This is a genomic window from Rhodococcus sp. 06-418-5, assembly GCF_002258285.1.
Classification (GTDB): Bacteria; Actinomycetota; Actinomycetes; order Mycobacteriales; family Mycobacteriaceae; genus Rhodococcoides.
The window spans coordinates 713,192-736,149 of the sequence record NZ_NOYE01000012.1 but is presented as its reverse complement, the minus strand read 5'-3'; the positions used below and the strand labels follow the sequence as shown (position 1 = coordinate 736,149).

Below are 22,958 nucleotides of genomic sequence, written 5' to 3'. Positions count from 1 at the left end.
TTGGGAGTGTCGAGCCGCGGCGGCCTGTGCGCGCGATTGAGCAATTCTGGCTTCCGTTCTGGTCTGCGTTCGTGTCGTTTCACACACGTTCGGTGGTGATATGGCTCTGTATCAATTCGTCGCGCATCACCGATCGGATTGAAACAGGGAGAGAACCCGGTTCTACCGGATGGAACAAACCGCGAGTTCTACGAATGAGTGTGTGGTGACTCTCGAATCCATTGTCCTGTACGACACGAACTCCCCTCCCCGCCAGGCGTACGACACGCTCGACACTGTCGGCGTCGGTGCAGCGCTCACATACCAACGCGAGACTGTCGGTCATCCACTGAAAGTCGAGCCCGGAAATCCCGCGTCGAGCATCCCAGCGGCTTACAAAGATACAACATCGGCAGGGTTCTTTTGGACGGTAATCATAAGAACCATCGATCGCCGTCTCCAGCCTGTTACAGAAGTGACCGCGAGTGCTACTCGAACAGATGCTATTCGGTCGATCGAATGACTCCGCGTGCCGGGTCGAACGCCTTTGCCCTACTCGTATCCGACTCGGCGACGCGAAAAACCCACTGTTCACCGACTCGGCGATTGTTTCACGAGGCGGAACGGCGGCGCCCGGACAGAAGCGTTGCGCCGAGTGCTCCGACGGCTGCCAGACACAGCACCAGTTCCGATCCGACGCCGATTCGTGTCGCGACGGTGAGGGATTGTCGCAGTACGACACTGGACACCAGCACGTCAGGGGTGAACAGCGGCGTCTGCTGCAGAACGTGTCCGTCGGGCGACACGATCGCGCTGACGCCGCTCGTCGCCGCCACCACAACTGTTCTCCCGTGCTCGACGGCGCGCACTCTGGACATCGCGAGTTGTTGGTAGGTCATTTCGGTGTCACCGAAGGTCGCGTTGTTGGTGGGTATGGCGATGAACTCTGCGCCCGATCGGACCGATTCCTCGAGGGCGCGATCGAATGCGACTTCGTAGCACGTCGCTATTCCGGCCGCTATTCCCCCGGCGCGTACCACTCCATTTCCGTCGCCTGGGACGAAATAACCCGCTCGGTCGGCATATTCCGAGAACAAGCGGAAGAAACTTCGGAATGGCAAGTATTCGCCGAACGGTTGAATTATCTTCTTGTCGTGCCGCTCACCGGGCCCATCGGTACCGTTCCACGCAATCACCGAATTGGTGTTCGTGCCATCGGCATTGACCAGTACCGTGCCGACGAGAATCGGAGCCCCCACGGCCACCGACGCCTCTGTGATGAGAGTCGCAGCGTCGGCATTTCTCAACGGATCGATATCGGACGCATTCTCGGGCCATACGACGAGATCCGGAGCAGGCTGCCTGCCGGCCTCGACGTCAGCGGCCAACGTCATCGTCTCCCGCACGTGATTGTCCAGCACCGCTCGCCGCTGTGCGTTGAAATCCAGACCCAGCCGCGGAACGCTTCCCTGGACCGCCGCGATCGTCACCGTCCGTTCGTCGCCCTCCGGTGCAGCGTTGCTGTGCAGCGTCGGTAGCAGCATCAGCGCCACGATGGACGCCACCGTCGTTGCGGCGACCGGTCCGAGGTACGAACGCACTCCTCCTCGTCGACCGACCGCGAACAGCAGAGCAGCCGCTCCGGTTCCGGTCAGCGCCACCCCGAAACCGAGCAACGGTGCACCCCCGATGCTCGCCAAGGGAAGCAGCCAGCCCTCGGGTTGTCCGAATGCCAGTCGACCCCACGGAAAGCCACCGAAGGGAACACTCGATCTGAGCCATTCGGTCAGGCTCCAGGCCAATGCCATGGACAACGGCCACCATGCACTCCGTGCCGCCAACACCCCGAGCACTCCGAACAGGCCGACGAAGACCGATTCGGCGAGGGCGAGCGCCAGCCAGGGCATCGGTCCCACGTACACACCGATCCATGGGAGCAGCGGAACGAAGAATCCCAGGCCGGCGGCACAGCCGTAGCCGAATCCCGCTTTCAGCGATACCGAGCCACGGCCGCCGAAGCCGGTCAGAACGAGGGCCAGCAGCGCGATACCCAGCGGTGCCAGGAACCACAGGGTTCGCGGCGGAAAGCTCGCGAATATCAGCGCACCACCGGCAACTGAGAGCGCAGTGGACAGTGCGGCCCGGCGCAGCCGCTCCGCCGATGACACCACCATCTCGACACCCGAAGCGGACTCAGTTCTCATGGATGACCTGTCCGCGATGCACGGTCATCGAGCACCGTGGAGCCGTGGACGACGGGTCGAGACCGGGCAAGGGGGATACCCCCGCGCGTGGGTCCGTCGACCACCGTTGCACGCTGTCCTTGGGTGCTCGGACGACGAGCTCGTCGACCTCCCACACCGCAAAGGACGCGGGAGCCCCCGGCACCAATGTCCCTGCCAATCCGTCTCGGACTCCGCCCGCGCGCCATGCTCCGCGGGTGGAGGCCGAAAACGCTGCCCGGGGCGAGATGGCACTGCCCGGCGTGCGGTGATCGACCGCCGCCCTGACCGTCGCCCACGGATCGGGTCGGGTGACCGGCGCATCCGACCCGAACGCGAGCGACACCCCCGCCGACGCCAAGCGCGCGAACGGATGCAGCGCCGACGCCCGGTCTGCGCCGAGCCGTGCCGAGTACAACCCTTCCGTGCCGCCCCACAGTGCGTCGAACATCGGTTGCATGCTGGCGATCACGCCCCACGACGCCAATCTGTCGGCCTGTTCGGGTGCGACCATGGCCAGATGTTCGAGCCGGTGCCCGCACGCGGCGACGGCAGGAGTTCCGAGTTCGGCCACCACCTGCTCGAATGCAGTGACGGCAGCCGAAATCGCCGCGTCACCGATGACGTGGAAACCAGCCTGCACTCCTGCCGTCGTGCACGCCGAGATGTGTGCGGCGATCGCATCGACGTTCTCGTACGACACGCCCGATCCGGCATCGTCGGCGTACGGCGACGACAACCATGCGGTCCGCGACCCCAGCGAGCCGTCGACGAAGATGTCGCCGGCCAACCCGTGGGCACCGGTGCTCTCGAGAAGCTGTCGGGCCTGCTCGGCCGTCTCGACCAGCTCGCCCCAGTATCCGCGCACCTCCACTCCGTGTCGGGTGGACATCAGTGCACGGAAGTCGTCGATCCCCGACACGATCGGCCCGGCACATTCGTGGACAGCGGCGATTCCCTGCGCCGCAGCACTGTCGAGCGCAGCCGTTCGAGCCCGATCCCGGGTATCGGCCGTCATCATCGACCGCGCGGTCAGCCGGGCGAGGTGATGCGCGGCAGCGGTGAGCGGAGACTGCCCCGCGAAGCCGCTGGTCGATTCGATACCGGCGGCGGCAACGCGCAACGGCGTCGAGACGGCTGCCGAATGCGCATCGACGCGAGCGAGATACACCGGGCGCCCGGGCGCCGCCGCATCGAGGTCGGCTGTCGACGGTGCGCGACGTTCGGGCCACTCGGTTTCGTCCCACCCGTGTCCCCAGACGAGAGCGTCCGACGACGACGATGCGTGGTCGGCGAGCACCCGCATACAGTGTTCGAGCGAGATGCAGTCGGACAGATCGAGTCCGACCAACGACAGCCCCAGGTCGGTGACGTGCACGTGAGTGTCCACGAACGCCGGTGCCACGAAGGACCCGGCCAGATCGGTGATGCGGACCCCTGGGTGGAGCGCTCGCCCGGTGCGATCCTCACCGATCCAACTGACGATTCCATCGGTCACGGCCATGGCGGTGGCGTCGGAAGCCATCGGACTGTAGATCCGTCCGCCGCAGAACAATTCGGTGGTCACGAACGACCAGTCTGCCCCTACCGGTGTGGCTTCCGGAAATCCCCACCGGCGGGATCGAACCGGTCCGCCTCGATCACCTGTCCCTCGAGGATCAGCGCAGAACCGGATGCATTCGGCGCGCGAGTACTCCTGTCGACGTCATCGTCGAGGATCTCACCGTCGATGACGGTGGGGCGCATGCGCCGGGTCGCGGTCGCAACCTGCGGCAACCAGCGTGCGGCGGCCCACATCACCGCCGGGCGTAGCAGCCACCTGGTCGGCGGGATCATCAAGAGCAATCCGATCACCGTGGTCACCAGACCCGGCACGAACATCGCGACCGACCCTGCGGCGAAGAGAGCTCCATCGGCCACGGCTCCGCCGGCCGATCGTTCGCCTCTCGATGCCCTCTGCAGACCGTCCAACACGCGTCTGCCCTGCGATCGCACCAGCAGTGACCCGACCAGCGATCCGCCGATCAGCAACACCACTGTCCAGAGCACACCGAGTGCGCTTCCCGCGGCGACCAGCGCTGCGACCTCGACCACGACATAGAGTACGAACAGAGCGAGCATGACGGTCCTTTCTTCGCTTCATCGGTACAACGCGCGGGGCATCGAAATCGCTCCCGGTGTGACCGGTTTGCCGGGAGATTCTCAGGAACCCGGCCGCACGAGTCCGGTTTCGTACGCCAGCACGACCGCCTGGACTCGATCACGGACACCCAATTTCGTCAGAATGCGGCCGATGTGGGTCTTGATCGTCGCCTCGGACAGATGCAGTGCGGTCGCGATCTCCGCATTGGACAAGCCGGTCGCCAGGTGCACCAGCACCTCGCGCTCACGGCCGGTGAGAGCGTCGAGAACGGAGGCGTCGGTGGTCGACGGAGTCTGTGCGACGAACCTCGAGAGCAAGCGCTTGGTCACCTTCGGTGAGACGACGGCGTCGCCTGCGGCCACGCTGCGAATCGCGGAGACCAGGTCCTCCGGTGGAGTGTCCTTGAGCAGGAATCCACTGGCCCCCGCCCTGAGTGCACCGAGGACGTGTTCGTCGAGATCGAAGGTCGTCATCACCAGAACCTTGGCGTCCGAACCGGATTCGGTGATGGTGCGGGTAGCGGTCACGCCGTCCACACCGGGCATCCGGACGTCCATCAGCACCACCGCCGGTGCCAGTCTCGCTACGGCTTCGACGGCACCTGCCCCGTCGGCCGCCTCCCCCACCACCTCGATGTCGTCCTGTGCCTCGAGCACCATGTTCAATCCCATGCGCATGAGTTCCTGGTCGTCCACGACGACAACGGTGATCGACACCGACCCAACCTAGCCCTCACTCGATCGGCAGCGTCGCCCGCACGAGCCAAGTGCCGTGTGGCGTCCGACCCGCATGCAGGGTTCCTCGAAGCACCGCTACTCGCTCACGCATTCCGAGCAGTCCGTGCCCACCGCCGTCCGCGGACGTCGGTGCGCCCGAGCCGGTGCCGTTGTCGGAAATCTCGACGGTGACCGCCTCCTCCTCGCGCACGACCTTGACGACGGCGCGCGGCGCATGGCCGGCGTGCCGGAGAACGTTGGTCAGCGATTCCTGGACCAACCGATGAACTCCGAGGCTGATCGCCGGGCTGATGTCGTCCAGATTTCCGGTCTGTTCGAGTTCGACGTTCAACCCGGCCCGACCCATCATCTCGACGACACGCGCCAGTCCCGCTGTCCCGTACTGGGGCATGTCGTCCGAGTCGGGCGACGTCCGCAGCAACGCGACCGTTCGACGCAACTCCGCGAGCGCCGACCGGCCCGTGGCGGAGATGTTGGCAACGGCCTGCTCTGCACGCTCGGGGTTGCGTCTGATCGCATACGAGGCACCGTCGGCCTGGACCACCATGACACTGACGCTGTGGGCAATGACGTCGTGCAGCTCGCGTGCGATGCGCGTGCGCTCGGAGATCACCGCTTCTTCGGCGCGTCTGTCCCTGTCGTACTCGGCCACGACGAGACGGGCCTGCGTCGCTTCGTCGTATGCCCTGCGGGCACCGAGAAATTCCGCCGCAACCCACGACAGCGCGTACATCAGCGCGCTGAACAACAGCGTCGTGAAGACCGGTTGGTCGAACAGGTACAGGCTCGCGGCGGTGTACGCAGCGAGCGCGACGGCATAGATGCCGGCTTGGATTCGACCGACGTACGCAACCAGGGTGTAGAGCATGATCGGCAGGGCCAGAGCGGCCGGGTGACCGTTGTACGCATCGCCCGCCAGGCTGCCTGCTGTGTCGGAGGCGAGCGCGGTGACGAGAGTGAGCGCTGCGATCGAGCGCGGCAGACGGCGCCGCCATGCAACGGGAATCGTCAGCACGACCGAGAACACCAGGAACAACGGTGCGTTGAGACCGTCGACCGAGCTGACGAACACCAGAATGTCGAGGACGAACAGCCCGGCCGCCAGCAGGGCGTCGGCCACGAACGGCTGCCCACGGAGCCACAGACTGAATCGACGCATGTGATTGAGTTTGCCGTATGACTGCTGCCGACTGGGGATTGCTGATGGTCGCTGCCACGGCCGCCGGTTGGGTCGACGCCGTGGTGGGCGGAGGTGGTCTCATCCTGCTGCCCGCCATCCTTCTCGTCGCCCCTCAGCTGACGCAGCAGGCGGCGCTGGCGACGAACAAGGCAACTGCCGTGTTCGGTACCGTCGCCGCCGTCGTCACCTTTTCGCGGAAGGTCCCGCTGAACTGGCCGGTGCTGATTCCGGCCGCCGTCCTTGCCGCCGTGGCCTCGGCCGCAGGCGCTGCTGCGGTGTCGTTGATCGATCGCGAGCTGTTCATCCCGATCATCATGGTCGTTCTCGTCGGTGTGGCCGTACTGGTCACCTGCCGTCCGACCATCGGCCGAACGGCGGCACCGTCGCCGCCGACCCATCGCAAGGTTATGATCGTCATCGGCTGTGCAGCCGCCGGAATCGGCTTCTACGACGGCATTCTCGGGCCCGGCACCGGGACGTTCCTCATCATCGCCTTCGCCACGCTGCTCGGTACCGAGTTCGTGCGCAGCGCCGCGATGGCCAAGGTGATCAACGTCGGGTCCAACGTCGGTGCCCTCGCCTTCTTCGCGGTCACCGGCAGCGTCTACTGGCAACTCGGAGCGGTCATGGCGGTGTGCAACGTGTTCGGTGCCGTTCTCGGGTCGCGTACAGCGGTCGCCCGCGGTGCCGGATTCGTGAGAATCGTCCTGCTCGTCGTGGTGGTGGGGATGGTCGTCCGACTCGGATGGCAACAATTCGGCTAGCGTCTTCAGGCGTGACGAGACAATCGGATCGGTCGGTCGACGCCGACTTCCTGGCTCTGCCCCTGCAGGCCCTCGCGGACGCCGCCCTGAGCACGGCACGGACCGCCGGGGCAACGCACGCCGATGTTCGCGTGCAGCGCTCGACGACTCAGTCGATCTCGCTGCGCGACGGCTCCGTTCAATCCGCCGTCGACGCCGGGGAGATCGGTCTCGCCGTGCGGGTCGTGGTCGACGGGACCTGGGGTTTCGCATCGCACGCCGAGCTCGGCACCGACGCTGCCGCAGCCACGGCCCGGAGCGCAGTCGAGGTGGCCACAGCGCTGCGCGCACTCAATCGCGAACGCGTGGAACTCGCTGCCGAGCCGGTGTACTCGAACGCAACGTGGGTGTCGGAGTACGACATCGACCCCTTCGAGGTACCCACCGCCGAGAAGGTGTCACTGCTCGCGGAGTATTCGTCCCGGCTGGCCGCGTCGGATGGCGTCGACCACGTCACCGCCTCGGTTCTGCAGGTCAAGGAGCAGTCGTTCTACGCGGATCTGGCCGGCAGCAGCATCACTCAGCAGCGGGTGCGACTCCATCCTCAGTTCGAGGCCACCACCGTGGATCGATCCGCCGGTGCGTTCGAGACCATGCGTACCCTCGCGCCACCGGTCGGACGAGGCTGGGAGTACCTGGGTGAGAACGGCACCTGGGACTGGGCCGACGAGCTTGCGCAAATACCCGAATGGTTGGCCGAGAAGGTGAAGGCACCGTCGGTCGTGGCAGGACCGACGGATCTCGTCATCGATCCGACCAACCTGTGGCTCACCATTCACGAATCGATCGGGCACGCAACGGAATACGATCGGGCCATCGGCTACGAGGCCGCTTACGCCGGCACCTCGTTCGCGACTCCGGACCAGCTGGGTACGTTGCGCTACGGATCGCCCATCATGCACGTCACCGCGGACCGAACCGAGGTCAACGGTCTGGCCAGCATCGGCTGGGACGACGACGGAGTGGCATCGCAGAAATGGGATCTGGTGCGCGGCGGGATGTTGGTCGGCTACCAACTCGACCGAGTGTTCGCCCCGAAACTGGGTCTCGAGCGGTCCAACGGGTGCTCGTACGCCGATTCTGCGCATCACGTGCCGATCCAGCGTATGGCGAACGTGTCGCTGCAGGCCGACCCCGACACCGATCGATCCACAGCCGACGTCATCGGTGAGGTGCAGGACGGCATCTACGTCGTCGGCGACAAATCATGGTCGATCGACATGCAACGGTACAACTTCCAGTTCACCGGCCAACGCTTCTACCGAATCCGCAACGGCGTGCTCGACGGCCAGGTGCGTGATGTGGCGTACCAGGCGACCACCACCGAATTCTGGGGTTCGATGGAACTGCTCGGTGGACAGTCCACGTGGCGACTCGGCGGCGCATTCAACTGTGGCAAGGCCCAACCCGGGCAGGTTGCCGCCGTCAGCCACGGCTGCCCCGTCGCGTTGTTCCGCGGCGTCAACGTCCTCAACACCCGATCGGAGGCAGGCCGATGATCGCTCCGCAGCTCGTGATCGAACGTGCACTCGCCCACGCGAGTGTCGACGACACCATCGTGATCGTCACCGACTCCAGTGACGCAACGTTGCGGTGGGCCGGAAACTCCATGACCACCAACGGAATCGCCACCTCGCGTCGTTGGGAGGTCATCTCGATCGTGCGCGGGGCGGACGGCACTCGAGTCGGTACCGTGTCGTCGACGAGTGTCGACCCGGACGACATCGAGGCGGTGGTGCGGGCGAGCGAATCGGCAGCACGATCGGCAGAGACCGCGGAAGACGCGATGCCGCTGCTGCCTTCGGATTCGGTCGGGTCCGCCTCCGGATCGGAGAACTGGGACCGCAGTGCGACGCACACGTCGATCGACGTGTTCGGTTCGCTGGCAACGGAATTGAACGTCGGATTCGACGGCGAGGACACGCTGTACGGATTCGCGCAGCACACCGTCGACAACGTCTGGCTCGGAACCTCGACCGGTGTGCGCCGTACGTTCACCCAACCCACCGGATCGGTGGAGATCAACGGCAAGCGATCCGGGGCGAGCGCCTGGGTGGGCACAGGAACAACCGACTTCCGGGACGTCTCGGTCCGAACCATGTTGGCGGAACTGTCCACCCGACTCGGCTGGGCCCGGAACACCGTCGAACTGCCCGCCGGTCGGTACGAGACTCTGCTGCCCCCGTCGGCGGTGGCCGATCTGATGATCTACCTGATGTGGACCATGGAAGGCCGCGGAGCGCAGGAAGGCCGCACCGCTCTCTCGCGGGCCGGGGGAACGAGAGTCGGTGAGAAACTCACCGACCTGCCGCTGACGCTGTACTCCGACCCACGCGCATCCGGACTCGAGTACGCGCCGTTCGTGATCGCCGGCTCGTCGAGTGATGCGGTATCGGTGTTCGACAACGGCATGGACATCGAGCGGGTCGACTGGGTGCGCGACGGTTCGGTCGCGGCCCTGTCCTACCCGCGTGCCGCCGCGCAGAAGTTCGGCGCACCCGTCGCGGTGCCGGGCAACAATCTCGTCATGACCGGCGGCACCGATACTCGGCTGGAGGAGATGGTTGCCGCAACCGAGCGGGGCCTGCTGCTGACCACTCTCTGGTACATCCGAGAGGTCGATCCCACCTCGCTGCTGCTCACCGGGCTGACCAGAGACGGGGTCTACGCCATCGAGGACGGTCGGATCACCGGCGCAGTGAACAACTTTCGCTTCAACGAGAGCCCGCTCGATCTGTTGCGACGCGTCACCGAGGCAGGCGCAACGGAGGCGACACTGCCGCGCGAGTGGAAGGACTGGTTCACTCGCACGGCGATGCCGCCGCTACGCATCCCCGACTTTCACATGTCGTCGGTGAGCGCCGCGCAGTAGGGCTCGGTAGCGCGACCTACTTGTCGGGGCCGGAGAGCTCAAGTGCGATGTTGTCGGGGTCGCGGAACTCCACGATGGACAGTCCGGGCCCGGCGTCCTTGATGCCCTCGTGCGCGATACCCAACTCGTCGAGTGTCTTCACGGCGTCCTCGAGGGCGGCGCGGGTGTCGACGGTGAAACTGAGGTGATCGAGTCCGCAACGGTCCTCGGCGAATGTGTCGTCGCTCGGTGCGACCGGGCGCAGACCGAGCAGGCCACCACCGAATTTGTAGATGACGCCGCCGAAGAGGAACCACAGCGCCTTCTTGGTCTCTTCGTCCGCGTCGGGGTCCCAGGCGTACGCGACGTCGAAGCCGAACACCGAGTCGTAGAACGACCGGGACCGTTCGATGTCGCTGACGGTGAGGCGAACATGGTTGTAATCGGTCACTGCGATTGGCACGTGGTGCTCCATTCCGGCAGCAGGGGAAGCTGCCTCACGAAGCATTCGGAACCGCGCATGCGAACGATGGCACCGCTCGCAACTCAGGCGGCGGTGATCGCCAATCCGACGGAACCGCTCTTGCCCCGTCGCAGCACACTTCCCTTGACCGTGAGCCATCCGATGAGTCCGTACTTCGACGCGATCGCCGAGCGAGCCTTCTCCGTCTCGGCCGCGTCGAGAATCTCGGCCCGTGCGTCGACCGCGTCGCCCTGAGGGTTACCGCGCATGTCGCACGGTGCCAGCGTGACTGCGGGGTTGCGGCGAATCCGTTTCACCTTCCACGAATCGGCCACCGTCCAGACCAGCAGCCGATTCCCGTCGAGAGCACCCCACAGCGGAGTCGGAACCCCGGTGCCGTCTTTCTTGAACGTCGTCAGCAGTACGTACTTGCCTTTGGCAATGTCTTCGAAGGTGGCAGCCATACTGGTCAGAATACGTCGCTATTCGCCCTCGAGCTCGCCCTCGGTTTCCAGATACACCTTGCGCAACCCGTCGAGAACCTGCTTGTCCGGCTCGGCCCACATCTTCCGTTCGGCCGCTTCGAGCAGCCGCTCCGCGATACCGTGCAGCGCCCACGGATTGGACTGTTGCATGAACTTCTGGTTCAGCCCGTCGAGCACGTACGTCTCGGCCAGCTTCTGGTACATCCAGTCCTGCACCACGTCGGTCGTCGCGTCGTAGCCGAACAGATAGTCCACGGTCGCCGCCATCTCGAACGCGCCCTTGTACCCGTGCCTGCGCATCGCCTCGAGCCACCGCGGGTTCACCACCCGGGCGCGGAACACTCTCGCAGTCTCTTCCGAGAGCGTGCGCGTGCGAACCGATTCCGGCCGCGTGCTGTCACCGATGTACGCCTCGGGCGACTTCCCGGTCAACGCACGCACGGTTGCGACCATGCCTCCGTGGTACTGGAAGTAGTCGTCGGAATCGGCGATGTCGTGCTCACGCGTATCGGTGTTCTTGGCGGCAACGGCAATGCGCTTGTAGGCGGTGCGCATGTCGTCCGAGGCGGGAACGCCGTCGAGACCACGGCCGTACGCGAAGCCGCCCCAGGTGGTGTAGACCTGCGCCAGGTCGTCGTCGCTGCGCCAGGTCTTGCTGTCGATCAGCTGCAGCAACCCGGCACCGTACGTCCCCGGCTTCGATCCGAAAATGCGTGTGGTGGAACGCCTTTCGTCACCGTGCTCGGCGAGATCGGCCTGAGCATGCGCTCGAACGTAGTTCTGATCGGCCGGCTCGTCCAACGCGGCGACCATCCGAACCGCATCGTCGAGCAATGCGAGCACATGAGGAAACGCGTCACGGAAGAACCCGCTGATGCGGACCGTCACGTCGATGCGGGGACGGCCGAGCTCGACGAGATCGATCACCTCGAGCCGAGTGACTCGGCGCGACGCCTCGTCCCACACCGGTGACACGCCCAACAGTGCGAAGACTTCGGCGATGTCGTCGCCGGAGGTCCGCATGGCCGACGTGCCCCACACCGACAGCCCGACCGATTTCGGCCACTCGCCGTGGTCCTGGCGGTAGCGAGCGAGCAGTGACTCCGCCATCGCCTGACCGGTCTCCCACGCCAACTTCGACGGCACGGCCTTCGGATCGACGGAGTAGAAGTTGCGGCCGGTGGGCAGAACGTTGATCAGCCCACGCAGCGGTGAACCGCTGGGCCCTGCCGCGATGAAACCGCCGTCGAGCGCGTGCAGTACCTGGGCGATCTCGCGTGAGGTCCCGCGCAGTCTCGGAACGACCTCGGCTGCGGCGAACTCGAGAATCTGTGCAACCACCCCGCCGTGCTCGCCCGCCACTCGCGCGGCCGCTGCGGGATCCCACTGAGTTGCCTGCATCGCCGCGACCAATCCGTGGGCGACGGCCTCGATACTGTCGACGCGGGTGCGATCCTCGTCTCCGTCCTCGCTCAGACCCAGCGCCTCGCGCAGACCTGGAACCGTCTGCTCCCCGCCCCACATCTGCCGAGCACGCAGCATGGCCAGAACCAACTCGACCTCGGCATCGCCGACGGGTTCCTGGCCGAGAATGTGCAGGCCGTCGCGGATCTGCACATCCTTGATCTCGCACAGCCAGCCGTCGACGTGCAACAGCATGTCGTCGAACACTTCCTCGTCGGGGCGCTCCTCCAGTCCGAGGTCCTTGTGCATCTGCGCCGCGGTCATCAGCGTCCAGATCTGCTGGCGGATGGCAGGCAGCTTGGCCGGATCGAGTGCCGAGATGTTCGCGTGCTCGTCGAGCAATTGCTCGAGCCGGGAGATGTCACCGTAGCTCTCCGCACGCGCCATCGGCGGAATCAGGTGATCGACGAGAGTGGCGTGCGCGCGACGCTTGGCCTGCGTGCCCTCCCCCGGATCGTTGACGAGGAACGGGTAGATCAACGGCAGGTCGCCCAACGCCGCATCGGTTCCGCAGGAGGCGGACATACCGAGTGTCTTGCCCGGCAGCCATTCCAGGTTGCCGTGCTTGCCCAGGTGAACCATGGCGTCCGCACCGAAGCCGCCGTCGGCCTCGGTGGCCGAGATCCACCGGTAGGCCGCCAGATAGTGATGGCTCGGCGGCAGGTCCGGGTCGTGATAGATCGCAACCGGCTTCTCGCCGAATCCCCGAGGTGGCTGCACCATGATCACCACGTTGCCGAATTGCATTGCTGCAATGACGATTTCACCGTTCGGATCGGCAGACCGATCGACGTAGAGATCGCCCGGCGCCGGGCCCCAGTGCTCGATCACGCCGTCGCGCAGATCTGCGGGAAGCTGCTCGAACCACCGGCCGTACTGCGCGGCCGAGATGCGAATGGGATTGCCCTCGAGCTGGGCGTCGGTGAGCCAGTTGGGATCCTGGCCGCCGCGGGCGATCAACGCGTGAATGAGTGCGTCACCGTCGCGAGCCGCCAGACCGGGCACCGAATCCGGGCCGTCGAGCGGTCCGAGGTCGTAGCCGGCGGCGCGCATGTCGGACATCAGCGCGATCGCGCTCGCCGGAGTGTCGAGACCGACGGCGTTGCCGATCCGCGCATGTTTTGTGGGATAGGCCGAGAACATCAGCGCGATGCGGCGGTCGGCAGCGGGAATATGCCGCAGCCGGGCGTGCCGCACCGCGATGCCCGCCACCCGAGCAGCACGCTCGTGGTCCGGAACGTACGTCGTCAACCCGTCGTCGTCGATCTCCTTGAACGAGAACGGAACCGTGATGAGCCGGCCGTCGAACTCCGGGACGGCGACCTGCGTGGCCACGTCCAGCGGGGAGAGTCCGTCGTCGTTCTCGGACCACGTCGCGCGCGAACTCGTCAGACACAGTCCCTGGAGGATCGGGACGTCGAGGGCAGCGAGTTCGGCGACGTCCCAGGCCTCGTCGTCCCCGCCTGCCGACGCTCCGGCCGGTTTGGTGCCTCCCGCGGCGAGAACGGTGACGATCAGGGCATCCGCCGACTTCAGCGTGTCGAGCAGGTCGGCTTCCGCGGTGCGCAGCGACGCGCAGTAGATCGGGAGCGCGGTGGCACCGGCGTTCTCGACCGCGGTGGCGAGAGCGTCGATGTACGTGGTGTTACCGGCCAGGTGCTGGGCGCGGTAGTAGAGGATGGCCACCGTCGGACCGTCGGAGCTCGCGCAGTGGCGCTCGAGGTGACCCCACGTCGGGAGGTGTCGTGGGGCGTCGAAACCGTGCCCGGTCAGCAACACGGTGTCGGAGAGAAAGTTGTACAGCTGACGCAGGTTGTCGGACCCACCTTCGGCCAGATAGTTGTGCGCCTGCGCGGCGACGTTCGCGGGGACCGTCGAGATCTCCATCAGGTCGGCGTCGGGTGCCTGCTCGCCGCCGAGTACGACGACGGGCAGTCCGGTGGCGAGGACGGCGTCGATGCCCGACTCCCAGGATCGACGAGACCCCAGGATGCGCACGATGATCAGCTCTGCCGTCGCAGCTATCGCCGGTATGTCCTCGGCGAGAAGGCGAGAAGGGTTTCCCCAGGTGAAGTCGGCTCCACTGGCACGGGCACTGAGCAGATCGGTGTCCGATGTGGACAGCAGCAAGAACACGGGTAACGCCCTCCTCGGGGGTTTCGCGCCCCTGGAAATCGGTGTGTCGGTCTTCGACTCGTCGGCGAGAGGGTCTGACTCCTGCCCCGTCCCGAGGGACTGGATGGGGCGTCACAGTGGCGCGACCGTACCGGATTCTCGCCGGTTTCCTCTCGGCCTGAGCCGTGGACATCGAATGCTACCGGGGCGAGCATGGAATCGGGCCACCCGCTGCGCTTGTAGCCTGGTGACCATGAGTTCGCCAGAGAGGTCGGTGCCCGACGGCTGCCCCGGAGCGCTGACGACCCATCTGGCCGCGGACGGGCCGCTGGCACGAGTTCGGCTGCCGGGCGGAGTCGTGTCGCCGGGCCAGATGCAGGTGCTGGCGCAGGCCGCTGCGGAGCTGGGTGACGGCACATTGGAACTGACCTCGCGGGGCAACATCCAGGTGCGCGCGGTGTCGGATCCGGACGGCTTCGCGAGCAGGCTGGCCGACGCAGGATTGCTTCCGTCCTCGACGCACGAGAGGGTCCGCAACATACTCGCCTCTCCACTGTCGGGCCGGGTGGGCGGCCTCACCGACGTGCGCGCGCTGATCGGCGCGCTGGACGAAGGCCTGTGCGCACGAGCCGACCTGGCCGAACTGCCGGGGCGAACGCTCTTCGCGCTCGACGACGGCCGCGGCGACCTGTGCGGACTGGAACCGGACTTCGGTGCCTACGCCCAGCCCGACGGTTCGTTCGCCGTGCTGCTGGCGGGCCGGGACAGCGGCGTTCGCGTGGACCGCGACAAGGTCGTCTCGACGCTGCTGGACTGCGCCGGTGCCTTCGTGGAACTGCGGCAGTCCCAGTGGCGGGTGGCCGAACTGGATGACGGCCCGGCGCAGATCATCGACCGTCTCGGGCTCTCGGCCGGCCCCGCCCTGACGTTGCCCGCACCCGTGGAGGTGCCACCGATCGGATGGCTCGACCAGGACGACGGTCTGGTGGTGCTGGCCGCAGGCTTGGCCAACGGTGTTCTCGGGGCGCGGCTCGCCGAGTTCCTCGCCGCCATCGACCGTCCGTTGATCATGACGCCGTGGCGATCGCTGATAGTGTGCGACCTGGACGAGGAACCGGCCGAACAGGTCGTCCGCGTGCTCGCCCCGATGGGACTGATCTTCGACGCGGCATCTCCGTGGATTCGGGTGAGTGCGTGCACCGGATCGCCGGGGTGCGAGAAGTCGTTGGCCGACGTGCGAGCCGACCTCTCCGCGGCAGTCGATGCCCGGATGACGCCGCGCGACGAGCGGCAACACTGGTCCGGGTGCGAACGGCGTTGTGGACGGCCCAAGGGCGAGGTGACCGACGTCATCGCGACGGGAATCGGCTACCGCGTGTCCTGAGTGGGTGCCTTCACCCCAGGTGCGACCGGTTTTCTGCTGAGGGGTCCCTCTCCCCTATCGTGAAACGCATGCACGACTACGTCCGCGACGGCGCGGAGATCTATCGGCAATCGTTCGCGACGATCCGAGCCGAAGCAGATCTGTCTCGGTTCGCACCGGACGTGGCACAGGTCGTCGTGCGCATGATTCACGCGGTCGGAGAGATCGATCTGACCGAGACCATCGGCTACACCCCCGCGGTCGTGGCCTCCGCTCGCGCGGCACTGAACTCGGGCGCGCCGATTCTGTGCGACGCCAACATGGTTGCCGCCGGTATCACCCGTCGTCGTCTTCCGTCCGACAACGAGGTGCTGTGCACCTTGTCCGATTCGCGGGTGCCGGAGCTGGCGAAGCGGATGGGCACCACGAGAACCGCTGCGGCGCTGGAGTTGTGGGGCGACAAGCTCGACGGTGCCGTCGTCGCGATCGGCAATGCACCGACTGCGCTCTTCCACCTGATGGAGATGCTCGCGGCCGGAGCGCCGAAGCCGGCGGCCATCGTCGGCGGCCCGGTCGGATTCATCGGGGCGGCCGAGTCGAAGGAGGACCTGATCGCCGCGGACCTCGGCGTCGAGTATCTGGTCGTTCGAGGCAGACGGGGTGGCAGTCCGATCACCGTCGCGGCCGTCAATGCCATCGCGAGCGAGCAGGAATGACCACTACCGGAAAACTGTGGGGTGTCGGCGTCGGTCCCGGCGATCCGGAGTTGTTGACGGTCAAGGCCGCTCGTGTGATCGCCGAGGCCGATGTGGTCGCTTTCCACAGTGCGCAGCACGGTCGCAGCATCTCCCGCGGACTGGCGGCCGGGTACATGCGGGACGGGCAGCTCGAGGAACATCTGGTCTATCCGGTGACCACCGAGACCACGGCGCACCCCGGTGGATATCAGGGTGCGATCGACGAGTTCTACGAATCCGCTGCCGCACGGCTGGCGGCCCATCTCGATGCGGGACGCTCCGTAGTGCTTCTCGCCGAGGGCGATCCGCTGTTCTACAGCTCCTACATGCACATGCACAAGCGATTGGCCGACCGCTTCGAGGTCGAGGTCGTGCCCGGCGTGACGTCGGTCAGTGCGGCCTCGGCCGCGCTGGCAACTCCGCTCGTGGAGCGAGACGAAGTGTTCACCGTGCTTCCCGGCACGCTGCCCGCGGACGAACTCACGCGCCGACTGCGCGGCACCGACGCGGCCGTGATCATGAAGCTGGGCCGGACCTACCCCACGGTGCTCGAGGCACTGGAGCGTTCCGGCCGGTTGGGTGAGGCGCGCTACGTCGAACGCGCCAGCACGCCCCAGCAGCGAGTACTCGACGCCGCAGACGCCGACAACGTGCCCTACTTCTCGATGATCGTCGTGCCGAGCCCGTCCAACCGAGCCGAAACGCGCACCGGCACCGGAGAAGTGGTCGTCGTCGGCCTCGGTCCAGGCGACGACGCATGGACGACCGACGAGGTGCGCGCCGAACTGGCCGCCGCCACCGATCTCGTGGGCTACGTCACCTACATCGATCGGGTACCTCCGAGACCCGGACAGGTTCGACACGCCAGTGACAACAAGGTCGAATCCGAACGCGCCGCCTTCGCACTCGATCTCGCCAAACAGGGTCGCCGAGTGGCCGTGGTCTCCTCCGGCGATCCGGGGGTGTTCGCGATGGCCACCGCCGTGATCGAAGTGGCAGCCGAGCAGCAGTGGAACTCGGTACCGGTACGGGTGGTGCCCGGAATGACGGCCGCCAACGCCGTCGCCAGTCGAGTGGGCGCACCGCTCGGCCACGACTACGCCGTCGTCTCCCTCTCCGACCGCCTCAAACCCTGGGACGTCGTCGCAGCACGGCTCTCGGCGGTAGCCGGAGCCGACATGGCGATCGCAATCTACAACCCGGCCTCGAAATCACGAACGTGGCAGGTTGCGGCGATGAAAGACATTCTGCTCGAACACCGTTCGTCGCAGACCCCCGTGGTCATCGGACGCGCAGTGGGCAGCGCGCAGGAATCCGTTCGCACCGTCACTCTCGGCGAACTCGACCCGGAGTCGATCGACATGCGATGCCTGCTCATCATCGGATCGTCGATGACGACGGTGGTCGAGACGGGAAGCGGACCGAAAGTGTTCACCTCCCGCCGGTACCCGTCAGAGGGTGGAGCGTAATCGATTCGTCAGCCAGTCCACGGCGGCGGCGATGTCGAACACCGTCGGAGCCGAACCGGTGCGCGCAGGACGGTCGACCACGATCACCGGAATCGATGCCGCTCGGGCAGCATCGAGCTTGGCCCGCGTCATGTCGCCGCCGCTGTTCTTGGTGATCAACAGGTCGATTCGGTTGTCCGCGAGCATCATCGCCTCGTGGTCGACGTCGAACGGCCCACGGCTCAGGTGCAGTGTCATGTGCGGCGGGACCGGGCCGGTCGGAGGGTCGATCGCTCGGACCAGAAACCACGAGTGATCGACACTCGCGAAATGATGAACACCCTGCCTGCCGGTCGTGAGGAACACCCTGCTTCCGGGGGTGATCGCCGACGCCGCGTCGGGCAGTGAGGCTACCGAGGTCCATCGATCACCCTCTCCCGCGGTCCACGGTGGCCGAGTCAGAACCAGCAGCGCGACCGACGCTTCCCGCGTGGCCTGCTCGGCGTGTGCACCGATGGTGGAGGCGAACGGATGTGTCGCGTCCACCACCACGTCGATTGCGTTGTCTCGCAGCCACACTGCAAGGGCGTCCGGACCACCGAAGCCACCGATTCGCGTCCGTCCGACGGGCAGAATCGGCTCGGCAACCCGTCCGGCCAACGAGGTGATCGTCTCGATCCCCTGCACCGCGCCCAGAGCGACCGCGAGTGCCCGCGACTCCGTCGTACCACCGAGAATCAGGACTCTCACCGTTCGGTCGCAGTCCACTGTTTTGTCGCACACCATTGCGTGACCGGCAGCTGCGGTCTCCACGTCGTGAACGCGCCCAACGGTTCACCGCGATAGATCTGGAACCTGCGGAGCTCTCCGCCGTACTTCGCCGCCGCGGTCAGCAACAACGAATCCGATTCTGCGGTGACCGAATTGGCGACCACCCGCCCACCTGTGCGCACCGCATTCCAGCACGCCTCGAGCATGTCGGCCCCGGTCAACCCGCCACCGATGAACACCGCATCCGGCACCGAATCCGAGTCGGAGACCGCAGCGAAGCTCTCCGGGGCATCGCCGTGCACCACGAGCCCCGGAACTCCCAGGCACAGTGCATTGGTCTCGATCTGCTCACGGCGTGCCTGCGAGCTCTCGAACGTCACTGCGCGACAGGACCGGTCGGTCCGCATCCATTCGATGGCAATGGTTCCCGAGCCGCCTCCGATGTCCCACAGCAACTCTCCGGGTGCCGGTGCCAACGCGCTGAGAGTGAGTGCTCGAACCTCCCGCTTGGTCATCTGGCCGTCTCCGGTGTACGCAGAGTCGGCGAGGCCGGGAATGCGGGTGTGGCGGGGCGCGTCGGGATCTCGGACACACAGCAGTGCAACGACATTGAGTGGGTCGACGCCCTCGAACGTCGACTCTCGGGCGATTCCGCCGACGACCCGCTCGGCCGGTCCGCCGAGCTGCTCGAGGACGGTCAGGTCACTCGATCCGAAGCCGTTGGCGCACAACACAGCCGCGATCTCGCCCGGCGTACTGCTGCCCCGGCTCAACACCAGTATCCGACGACCGTCGGCCAGCTCGGGCAACACCGTCTCGGCCGGGGTGTTCACCAGGGACACCGTCGAGGTGTCCTGTAGTGCCCAGCCCAGTCGCGCGCATGCCAGTGACACCGAGGACGGCGCCGGATGGACTCGTACGCGATCGGCACCGAACTCCCGCACCAGCGTGACCCCGATGCCATGGAACATCGGATCCCCGCTGGCCAGCACGCAGACGCGAGCACTTGCGCAGGCGTCGAGCATCGGCCGTAGATTCGGCACCAAAGGACTGGGCCACGTCCTGGTCTCGGTGCAGTGCTCTCGCACCTCCGCGATCTGGCGGGCCGAGCCGAACACCACATCGGCGTGCTCGATCGCCGTGCGGGAACCGACAGACAGTCCGTCCCAGCCATCGGCACCGATTCCGACGACCACGATCGGGTTGGGCACCGGTGCCACCATCAGCGCGGCATCCTGCGCCAGAGCCATTGCGGCAGTAGACGCATGCCGAAGAACACCGGTCGCAGAGTGCCGGGGATCCACACGGTGGCCCGACGCTTGCCCAGCGCGGTGACCACGCCGTCGGCGACCTGATCCGGTGTACTGGACATGGGCGCGGGTGTCATCCCCTCGGTCATGGAACCGATGACGAATCCCGGACGAACGAGTAGGAGATGCACCCCGCTGCCGTGCAGGGAATCGCTCAGTCCGCCGGCGAACCCGTCGAGACCGGCCTTGGCCGACCCGTACACGTAGTTGGCGCGCCGCACTCGAACTCCCGCCACCGACGAGAACACGACCAGGTCGCCGCTCCCCTGCGCTCGGAGCAACTTCGCCGCATGCGTCAGCACCGAAACCTGAGCCAGGAAGTCAGTGGTGATGACCTCGAGAGCGTGCTGAGCGTCGTTCTCGGCGCGCGATTGATCCCCGAGGATGCCGAACGCCAACACCACGATCCCGATCGGACCGTATCGCTCGGCAATCCGGCTCACGAGCTCGGCGTGGGTGTCCATCGCGTTCGCGTCGAACTCGACGGTGTGAACGGCGTCCGCACCTGCCTGCTGCACTCGTCGTTGCTGGGCATCGAGGTCACTGCTGCGCCGAGCTGCCAGTACGACGGTTCGGCCGGAGGCGAGTCGGGTGGCGACCTTGAGTCCGATCTCGCTGCGCCCACCCAACAGCAACAGCGTTCCGGCCGCGGGTTCTGCTCGTCTGCTCACGCCGACCAGTCTTGCCGATGAAATCGCATTCACTACAGTCGGGGCATGGCCGCCATTCCCGCAGACGCGACTGCCCTCGCCGACGACGCATTCGAGTTCCTTGCCGAGCGGCATCTGGCCACTCTGACGACACTGCGACCCGACGGAACCCCGCACGTGGTCGCCGTCGGGTTCACCTACGATGCCGAATCCCGCTGCGCTCGGGTCATCACCAACGACGTATCGCAGAAGGCGATCAACGCCGGCCGTGGCGCCTACGCCGCCGTCACCCAGATCGACGGCGCCCGCTGGCTGACGTTGGAGGGCCCCGCGTCGGTCCGAAACGATCGTGAATCGGTCGTCGATGCGGAGAACCGCTATGCGCAGCGCTACCGCGTACCCAGGGAGAACCCCACCCGAGTCGTCATCGAGATACAGGTCCAGCGGGTACTGGGTAGCCGTTCGCTGCTCGACCGGTAGCGGGCGTCCCGTCTGCTTTCACCGCCAGGGAAGCACGGACAGGTTCGGCCATTCGGTCGTCCACCGGGCAGCCTTGGCCTCGTACACGTGCCGCATCGGCAACCGCGGGTTCGGCCGCACGATTCCCGCGAAGAGATCCTCGAATCCGTGCGGTGCGTACACGACGTCCGTACCGCCCTGGTCGGTGGTGATGCCGAAGCAGCACGTCGTGGAGACGAAGTGATCGATCGCATCCTCGGTGCTTCGATATGGTGCGATCGCAGTGCCGAAATGCTGCTCGTACCACAGGTGTACCCGCGCCTCGTTGCGTACTTCGACGTCCACACCGAGGTCGGCGAACACCGATGCCGCGCGCTCGATCACCTCGTTCTCCGATTCGTAGGACAGATCGGAGTCGTCGAAGTAGAAGAAGTCGTAGTCCCGGATACCCGCACGAAGGTCCCTACCGGCCAGGTGGTTCCACACCGTCTGGAACAGGCCACCCGCCGTCAGGTACCACCCGGGAAGCTTCAGTTCTGGTGCACGTCGAAGTATCTCGGCGACAGCAGGATTGGATCGAACGATCGAGACGAACTCGGGCTCGCCTCGATTCGTCACGCCGGCAGGACGGCCAGGCCGTGCGGCCGCAGGTTGACCGACTCGCACCCGTCCGCGGTGACGACGACGATGTCCTCGATGCGCGCACCCCACTGTCCGCGGAAGTAGATTCCCGGCTCGATGCTGAACGCCATTCCTTCGGTCAGCGTGATGTCGTTGCCGGCAACGATGTACGGCTCCTCGTGCACCGACAGGCCGATCCCGTGCCCGGTCCGGTGCAGGAACGCCTCGCCCAGACCGGCGTCGACCAGCACGTCGCGGGCTGCCGCATCGATGGACTGCGCCGTGACGCCGGGCACCACCGCATCGACAGCTGCCTGCTGGGCCCGCTCGAGTACCGCGTACTGCTCGGCGATCTCTGCCGAGGGCTCGCCGAGACTGTAGGTGCGGGTCGAGTCGGAGTTGTATCCCGGTGCAACGGGTCCCCCGATGTCGATCACCACGATGTCGCCTGCCTCGACGACTCGATCGGAGACCTCGTGGTGCGGGTCGGCACCGTGAGGCCCGGACCCGACGATGATGAATTCCGGTGCTGTGTGGCCTTCTTCGACGATCGCGGCCGCGATGTCCGAGGCGATCTCCGCTTCCGTGCGGCCTACTCGAAGCCACTCGCCCATCCGGGCGTGCACGCGGTCGATGGCGTACCCGGCGCGGCGCAACGCGTCGATCTCGGCCGCATCCTTGACCATTCGAAGTTCGCGAAGCACGTCGGTGGCCAGCACCGGGACCGTGCCGAAGACACCCGCCAACGGCACGAAATGCAGGGCAGGCATGGCGTCGGCGACGGCTGTTCTCGTTCCGCCGGGAACTGCCGCTGCCACCAGTGCGTACGGATCGACACCGTCGACCCAGTCGACGAGCGTCAGAGACAGCTCCTGCGCCGCGGAATCACCCAGTGCGGCGAGCTCGAGCCGCGGAACCACGACCGTCGGGGTGCTGCCGTCTGCCGGAACGACCAGAGCGATGAGACGCTCGAACGAGCTGGCCTTCGATCCGATCAGGTACTGCAGATCGGGACCCGGGGTGATCAACAGGGCATCCAAGCCTGCTTCCGACGTCAGGCGAGCCGCGCGGGCGAGTCTGGACGCGTAGACATCGCTGGAGAAACGTGAGGAACTGACCGAAGAATCGACACTCATACCTTCAGGCTAATGCCGTAC

At 66.2% G+C, this 22,958-nt stretch carries 20 protein-coding genes; 7 read left to right on the top strand and 13 right to left on the bottom strand.

Annotated elements, in window-relative coordinates:
- Nucleotides 1-590: 590 nt before the first annotated feature.
- From lnt to CH274_RS09090, 5 genes are all read right to left on the bottom strand, one after another.
- Nucleotides 591-2,153, bottom strand: coding sequence for an apolipoprotein N-acyltransferase (gene lnt, locus CH274_RS09110; protein WP_094648001.1), 1,563 nt, complete (start codon nt 2,151-2,153; stop codon nt 591-593).
- 19 nt (nt 2,154-2,172) lie between these two features.
- Nucleotides 2,173-3,768 carry an amidohydrolase gene (locus tag CH274_RS09105; RefSeq protein WP_256993509.1) on the bottom strand — a complete coding sequence of 532 codons (1,596 nt, stop codon included), beginning with the start codon at nt 3,766-3,768 and terminating at the stop codon, nt 2,173-2,175.
- 17 nt (nt 3,769-3,785) lie between these two features.
- Nucleotides 3,786-4,322 carry an FxsA family protein gene (locus CH274_RS09100; RefSeq protein ID WP_094657172.1) on the bottom strand — a complete coding sequence of 179 codons (537 nt, stop codon included), beginning with the start codon at nt 4,320-4,322 and terminating at the stop codon, nt 3,786-3,788.
- 81 nt (nt 4,323-4,403) lie between these two features.
- Nucleotides 4,404-5,060 (bottom strand): response regulator, encoded by a 657-nt coding sequence (locus tag CH274_RS09095; RefSeq protein WP_094647900.1) that lies wholly within the window; start codon nt 5,058-5,060, stop codon nt 4,404-4,406.
- A 16-nt stretch (nt 5,061-5,076) separates the two neighbouring features.
- Nucleotides 5,077-6,240 carry a sensor histidine kinase gene (locus CH274_RS09090; RefSeq protein ID WP_094657171.1) on the bottom strand — a complete coding sequence of 388 codons (1,164 nt, stop codon included), beginning with the start codon at nt 6,238-6,240 and terminating at the stop codon, nt 5,077-5,079.
- Nucleotides 6,241-6,257: 17 nt separating this feature from the next.
- On the opposite strand from CH274_RS09090, the gene CH274_RS09085 reads away from it, so the two are divergent.
- The 3 genes from CH274_RS09085 to CH274_RS09075 are packed head-to-tail and all read left to right on the top strand — an operon-like array spanning nt 6,258 to nt 9,936.
- The gene (locus CH274_RS09085; protein ID WP_094657170.1) at nt 6,258-7,025 is read left to right on the top strand and encodes a TSUP family transporter; all 768 of its coding nucleotides are present in this window, start codon (nt 6,258-6,260) and stop codon (nt 7,023-7,025) included.
- Nucleotides 7,026-7,036: 11 nt separating this feature from the next.
- Nucleotides 7,037-8,563: a TldD/PmbA family protein gene (locus tag CH274_RS09080; RefSeq protein WP_256993508.1), complete on the top strand. Its 1,527-nt coding sequence runs from the start codon at nt 7,037-7,039 to the stop codon at nt 8,561-8,563.
- Nucleotides 8,560-9,936, top strand: coding sequence for a metallopeptidase TldD-related protein (locus CH274_RS09075; RefSeq protein ID WP_094657168.1), 1,377 nt, complete (start codon nt 8,560-8,562; stop codon nt 9,934-9,936). Before CH274_RS09080 ends, CH274_RS09075 begins: the two co-directional genes overlap by 4 nt.
- Before the next feature lie 16 nt (nt 9,937-9,952).
- Here the strand turns inward: CH274_RS09075 and CH274_RS09070 are convergent, their stop codons facing one another.
- From CH274_RS09070 to cobN, 3 genes are all read right to left on the bottom strand, one after another.
- Nucleotides 9,953-10,378: a VOC family protein gene (locus tag CH274_RS09070; protein ID WP_032398478.1), complete on the bottom strand. Its 426-nt coding sequence runs from the start codon at nt 10,376-10,378 to the stop codon at nt 9,953-9,955.
- A gap of 83 nt (nt 10,379-10,461) precedes the next feature.
- Complete coding sequence (locus CH274_RS09065; protein ID WP_032398086.1) at nt 10,462-10,842, bottom strand: PPOX class F420-dependent oxidoreductase; 381 nt, start codon at nt 10,840-10,842, stop codon at nt 10,462-10,464.
- A gap of 18 nt (nt 10,843-10,860) precedes the next feature.
- A complete protein-coding gene (cobN, locus tag CH274_RS09060; RefSeq protein WP_094657167.1) occupies nt 10,861-14,463 on the bottom strand; it encodes a cobaltochelatase subunit CobN in 3,603 nt (1,200 codons plus the stop codon).
- A 232-nt stretch (nt 14,464-14,695) separates the two neighbouring features.
- On the opposite strand from cobN, the gene cobG reads away from it, so the two are divergent.
- The 3 genes from cobG (at nt 14,696) to cobJ (ending at nt 18,011) form a co-directional block, all read left to right on the top strand.
- On the top strand, nt 14,696-15,826 hold the full coding sequence (cobG, locus tag CH274_RS09055; protein WP_094657166.1) for a precorrin-3B synthase: 1,131 nt from the start codon (nt 14,696-14,698) through the stop codon (nt 15,824-15,826).
- 68 nt (nt 15,827-15,894) lie between these two features.
- Entirely contained in the window at nt 15,895-16,521 is a 627-nt protein-coding gene (locus tag CH274_RS09050; protein WP_094647904.1) for a precorrin-8X methylmutase, read from the top strand.
- Entirely contained in the window at nt 16,518-18,011 is a 1,494-nt protein-coding gene (cobJ, locus tag CH274_RS09045; protein WP_094647905.1) for a precorrin-3B C(17)-methyltransferase, read from the top strand. Before CH274_RS09050 ends, cobJ begins: the two co-directional genes overlap by 4 nt.
- Here cobJ and CH274_RS09040 read toward each other — a convergent pair.
- From CH274_RS09040 to CH274_RS09030, 3 genes are read right to left on the bottom strand one after another with little or no spacing between them, the layout of a single operon-like run.
- Nucleotides 17,994-18,776: a cobalt-precorrin-6A reductase gene (locus tag CH274_RS09040; protein WP_094657165.1), complete on the bottom strand. Its 783-nt coding sequence runs from the start codon at nt 18,774-18,776 to the stop codon at nt 17,994-17,996. The two genes, cobJ and CH274_RS09040, sit on opposite strands and share 18 nt — an antisense overlap.
- Nucleotides 18,737-20,011 carry a precorrin-6y C5,15-methyltransferase (decarboxylating) subunit CbiE gene (cbiE, locus tag CH274_RS09035; RefSeq protein ID WP_256993506.1) on the bottom strand — a complete coding sequence of 425 codons (1,275 nt, stop codon included), beginning with the start codon at nt 20,009-20,011 and terminating at the stop codon, nt 18,737-18,739. Before cbiE ends, CH274_RS09040 begins: the two co-directional genes overlap by 40 nt.
- Complete coding sequence (locus tag CH274_RS09030) at nt 19,984-20,742, bottom strand: SDR family NAD(P)-dependent oxidoreductase (RefSeq protein WP_256993505.1); 759 nt, start codon at nt 20,740-20,742, stop codon at nt 19,984-19,986. The genes cbiE and CH274_RS09030 overlap by 28 nt, the downstream gene beginning before the upstream one ends.
- A gap of 45 nt (nt 20,743-20,787) precedes the next feature.
- Here CH274_RS09030 and CH274_RS09025 point away from each other — a divergent pair, with 45 nt between their 5' ends.
- Complete coding sequence (locus CH274_RS09025; protein WP_045195190.1) at nt 20,788-21,201, top strand: TIGR03618 family F420-dependent PPOX class oxidoreductase; 414 nt, start codon at nt 20,788-20,790, stop codon at nt 21,199-21,201.
- A gap of 18 nt (nt 21,202-21,219) precedes the next feature.
- Here the strand turns inward: CH274_RS09025 and CH274_RS09020 are convergent, their stop codons facing one another.
- A complete protein-coding gene (locus CH274_RS09020) occupies nt 21,220-21,798 on the bottom strand; it encodes a nucleotidyltransferase family protein (protein ID WP_094657289.1) in 579 nt (192 codons plus the stop codon).
- Nucleotides 21,795-22,937 carry a M24 family metallopeptidase gene (locus CH274_RS09015; protein ID WP_045195192.1) on the bottom strand — a complete coding sequence of 381 codons (1,143 nt, stop codon included), beginning with the start codon at nt 22,935-22,937 and terminating at the stop codon, nt 21,795-21,797. The genes CH274_RS09020 and CH274_RS09015 overlap by 4 nt, the downstream gene beginning before the upstream one ends.
- Nucleotides 22,938-22,958: the final 21 nt, after the last annotated feature.

Coding starts and splice junctions, on each gene's coding strand:
- CH274_RS09090 (WP_094657171.1), bottom strand. CDS start 6,240: ATGCGTCGATTCAGTCTGTGGCTCCGTGGGCAGCCGTTCGTGGCCGAC.
- CH274_RS09065 (WP_032398086.1), bottom strand. CDS start 10,842: ATGGCTGCCACCTTCGAAGACATTGCCAAAGGCAAGTACGTACTGCTG.
- CH274_RS09040 (WP_094657165.1), bottom strand. CDS start 18,776: ATGGTGTGCGACAAAACAGTGGACTGCGACCGAACGGTGAGAGTCCTG.
- CH274_RS09025 (WP_045195190.1), top strand. CDS start 20,788: ATGGCCGCCATTCCCGCAGACGCGACTGCCCTCGCCGACGACGCATTC.
- CH274_RS09100 (WP_094657172.1), bottom strand. CDS start 4,322: ATGCTCGCTCTGTTCGTACTCTATGTCGTGGTCGAGGTCGCAGCGCTG.
- CH274_RS09015 (WP_045195192.1), bottom strand. CDS start 22,937: ATGAGTGTCGATTCTTCGGTCAGTTCCTCACGTTTCTCCAGCGATGTC.
- cbiE (WP_256993506.1), bottom strand. CDS start 20,011: ATGGCTCTGGCGCAGGATGCCGCGCTGATGGTGGCACCGGTGCCCAAC.
- CH274_RS09085 (WP_094657170.1), top strand. CDS start 6,258: ATGACTGCTGCCGACTGGGGATTGCTGATGGTCGCTGCCACGGCCGCC.
- cobG (WP_094657166.1), top strand. CDS start 14,696: ATGAGTTCGCCAGAGAGGTCGGTGCCCGACGGCTGCCCCGGAGCGCTG.
- CH274_RS09075 (WP_094657168.1), top strand. CDS start 8,560: ATGATCGCTCCGCAGCTCGTGATCGAACGTGCACTCGCCCACGCGAGT.
- CH274_RS09050 (WP_094647904.1), top strand. CDS start 15,895: ATGCACGACTACGTCCGCGACGGCGCGGAGATCTATCGGCAATCGTTC.
- cobJ (WP_094647905.1), top strand. CDS start 16,518: ATGACCACTACCGGAAAACTGTGGGGTGTCGGCGTCGGTCCCGGCGAT.
- lnt (WP_094648001.1), bottom strand. CDS start 2,153: ATGGTGGTGTCATCGGCGGAGCGGCTGCGCCGGGCCGCACTGTCCACT.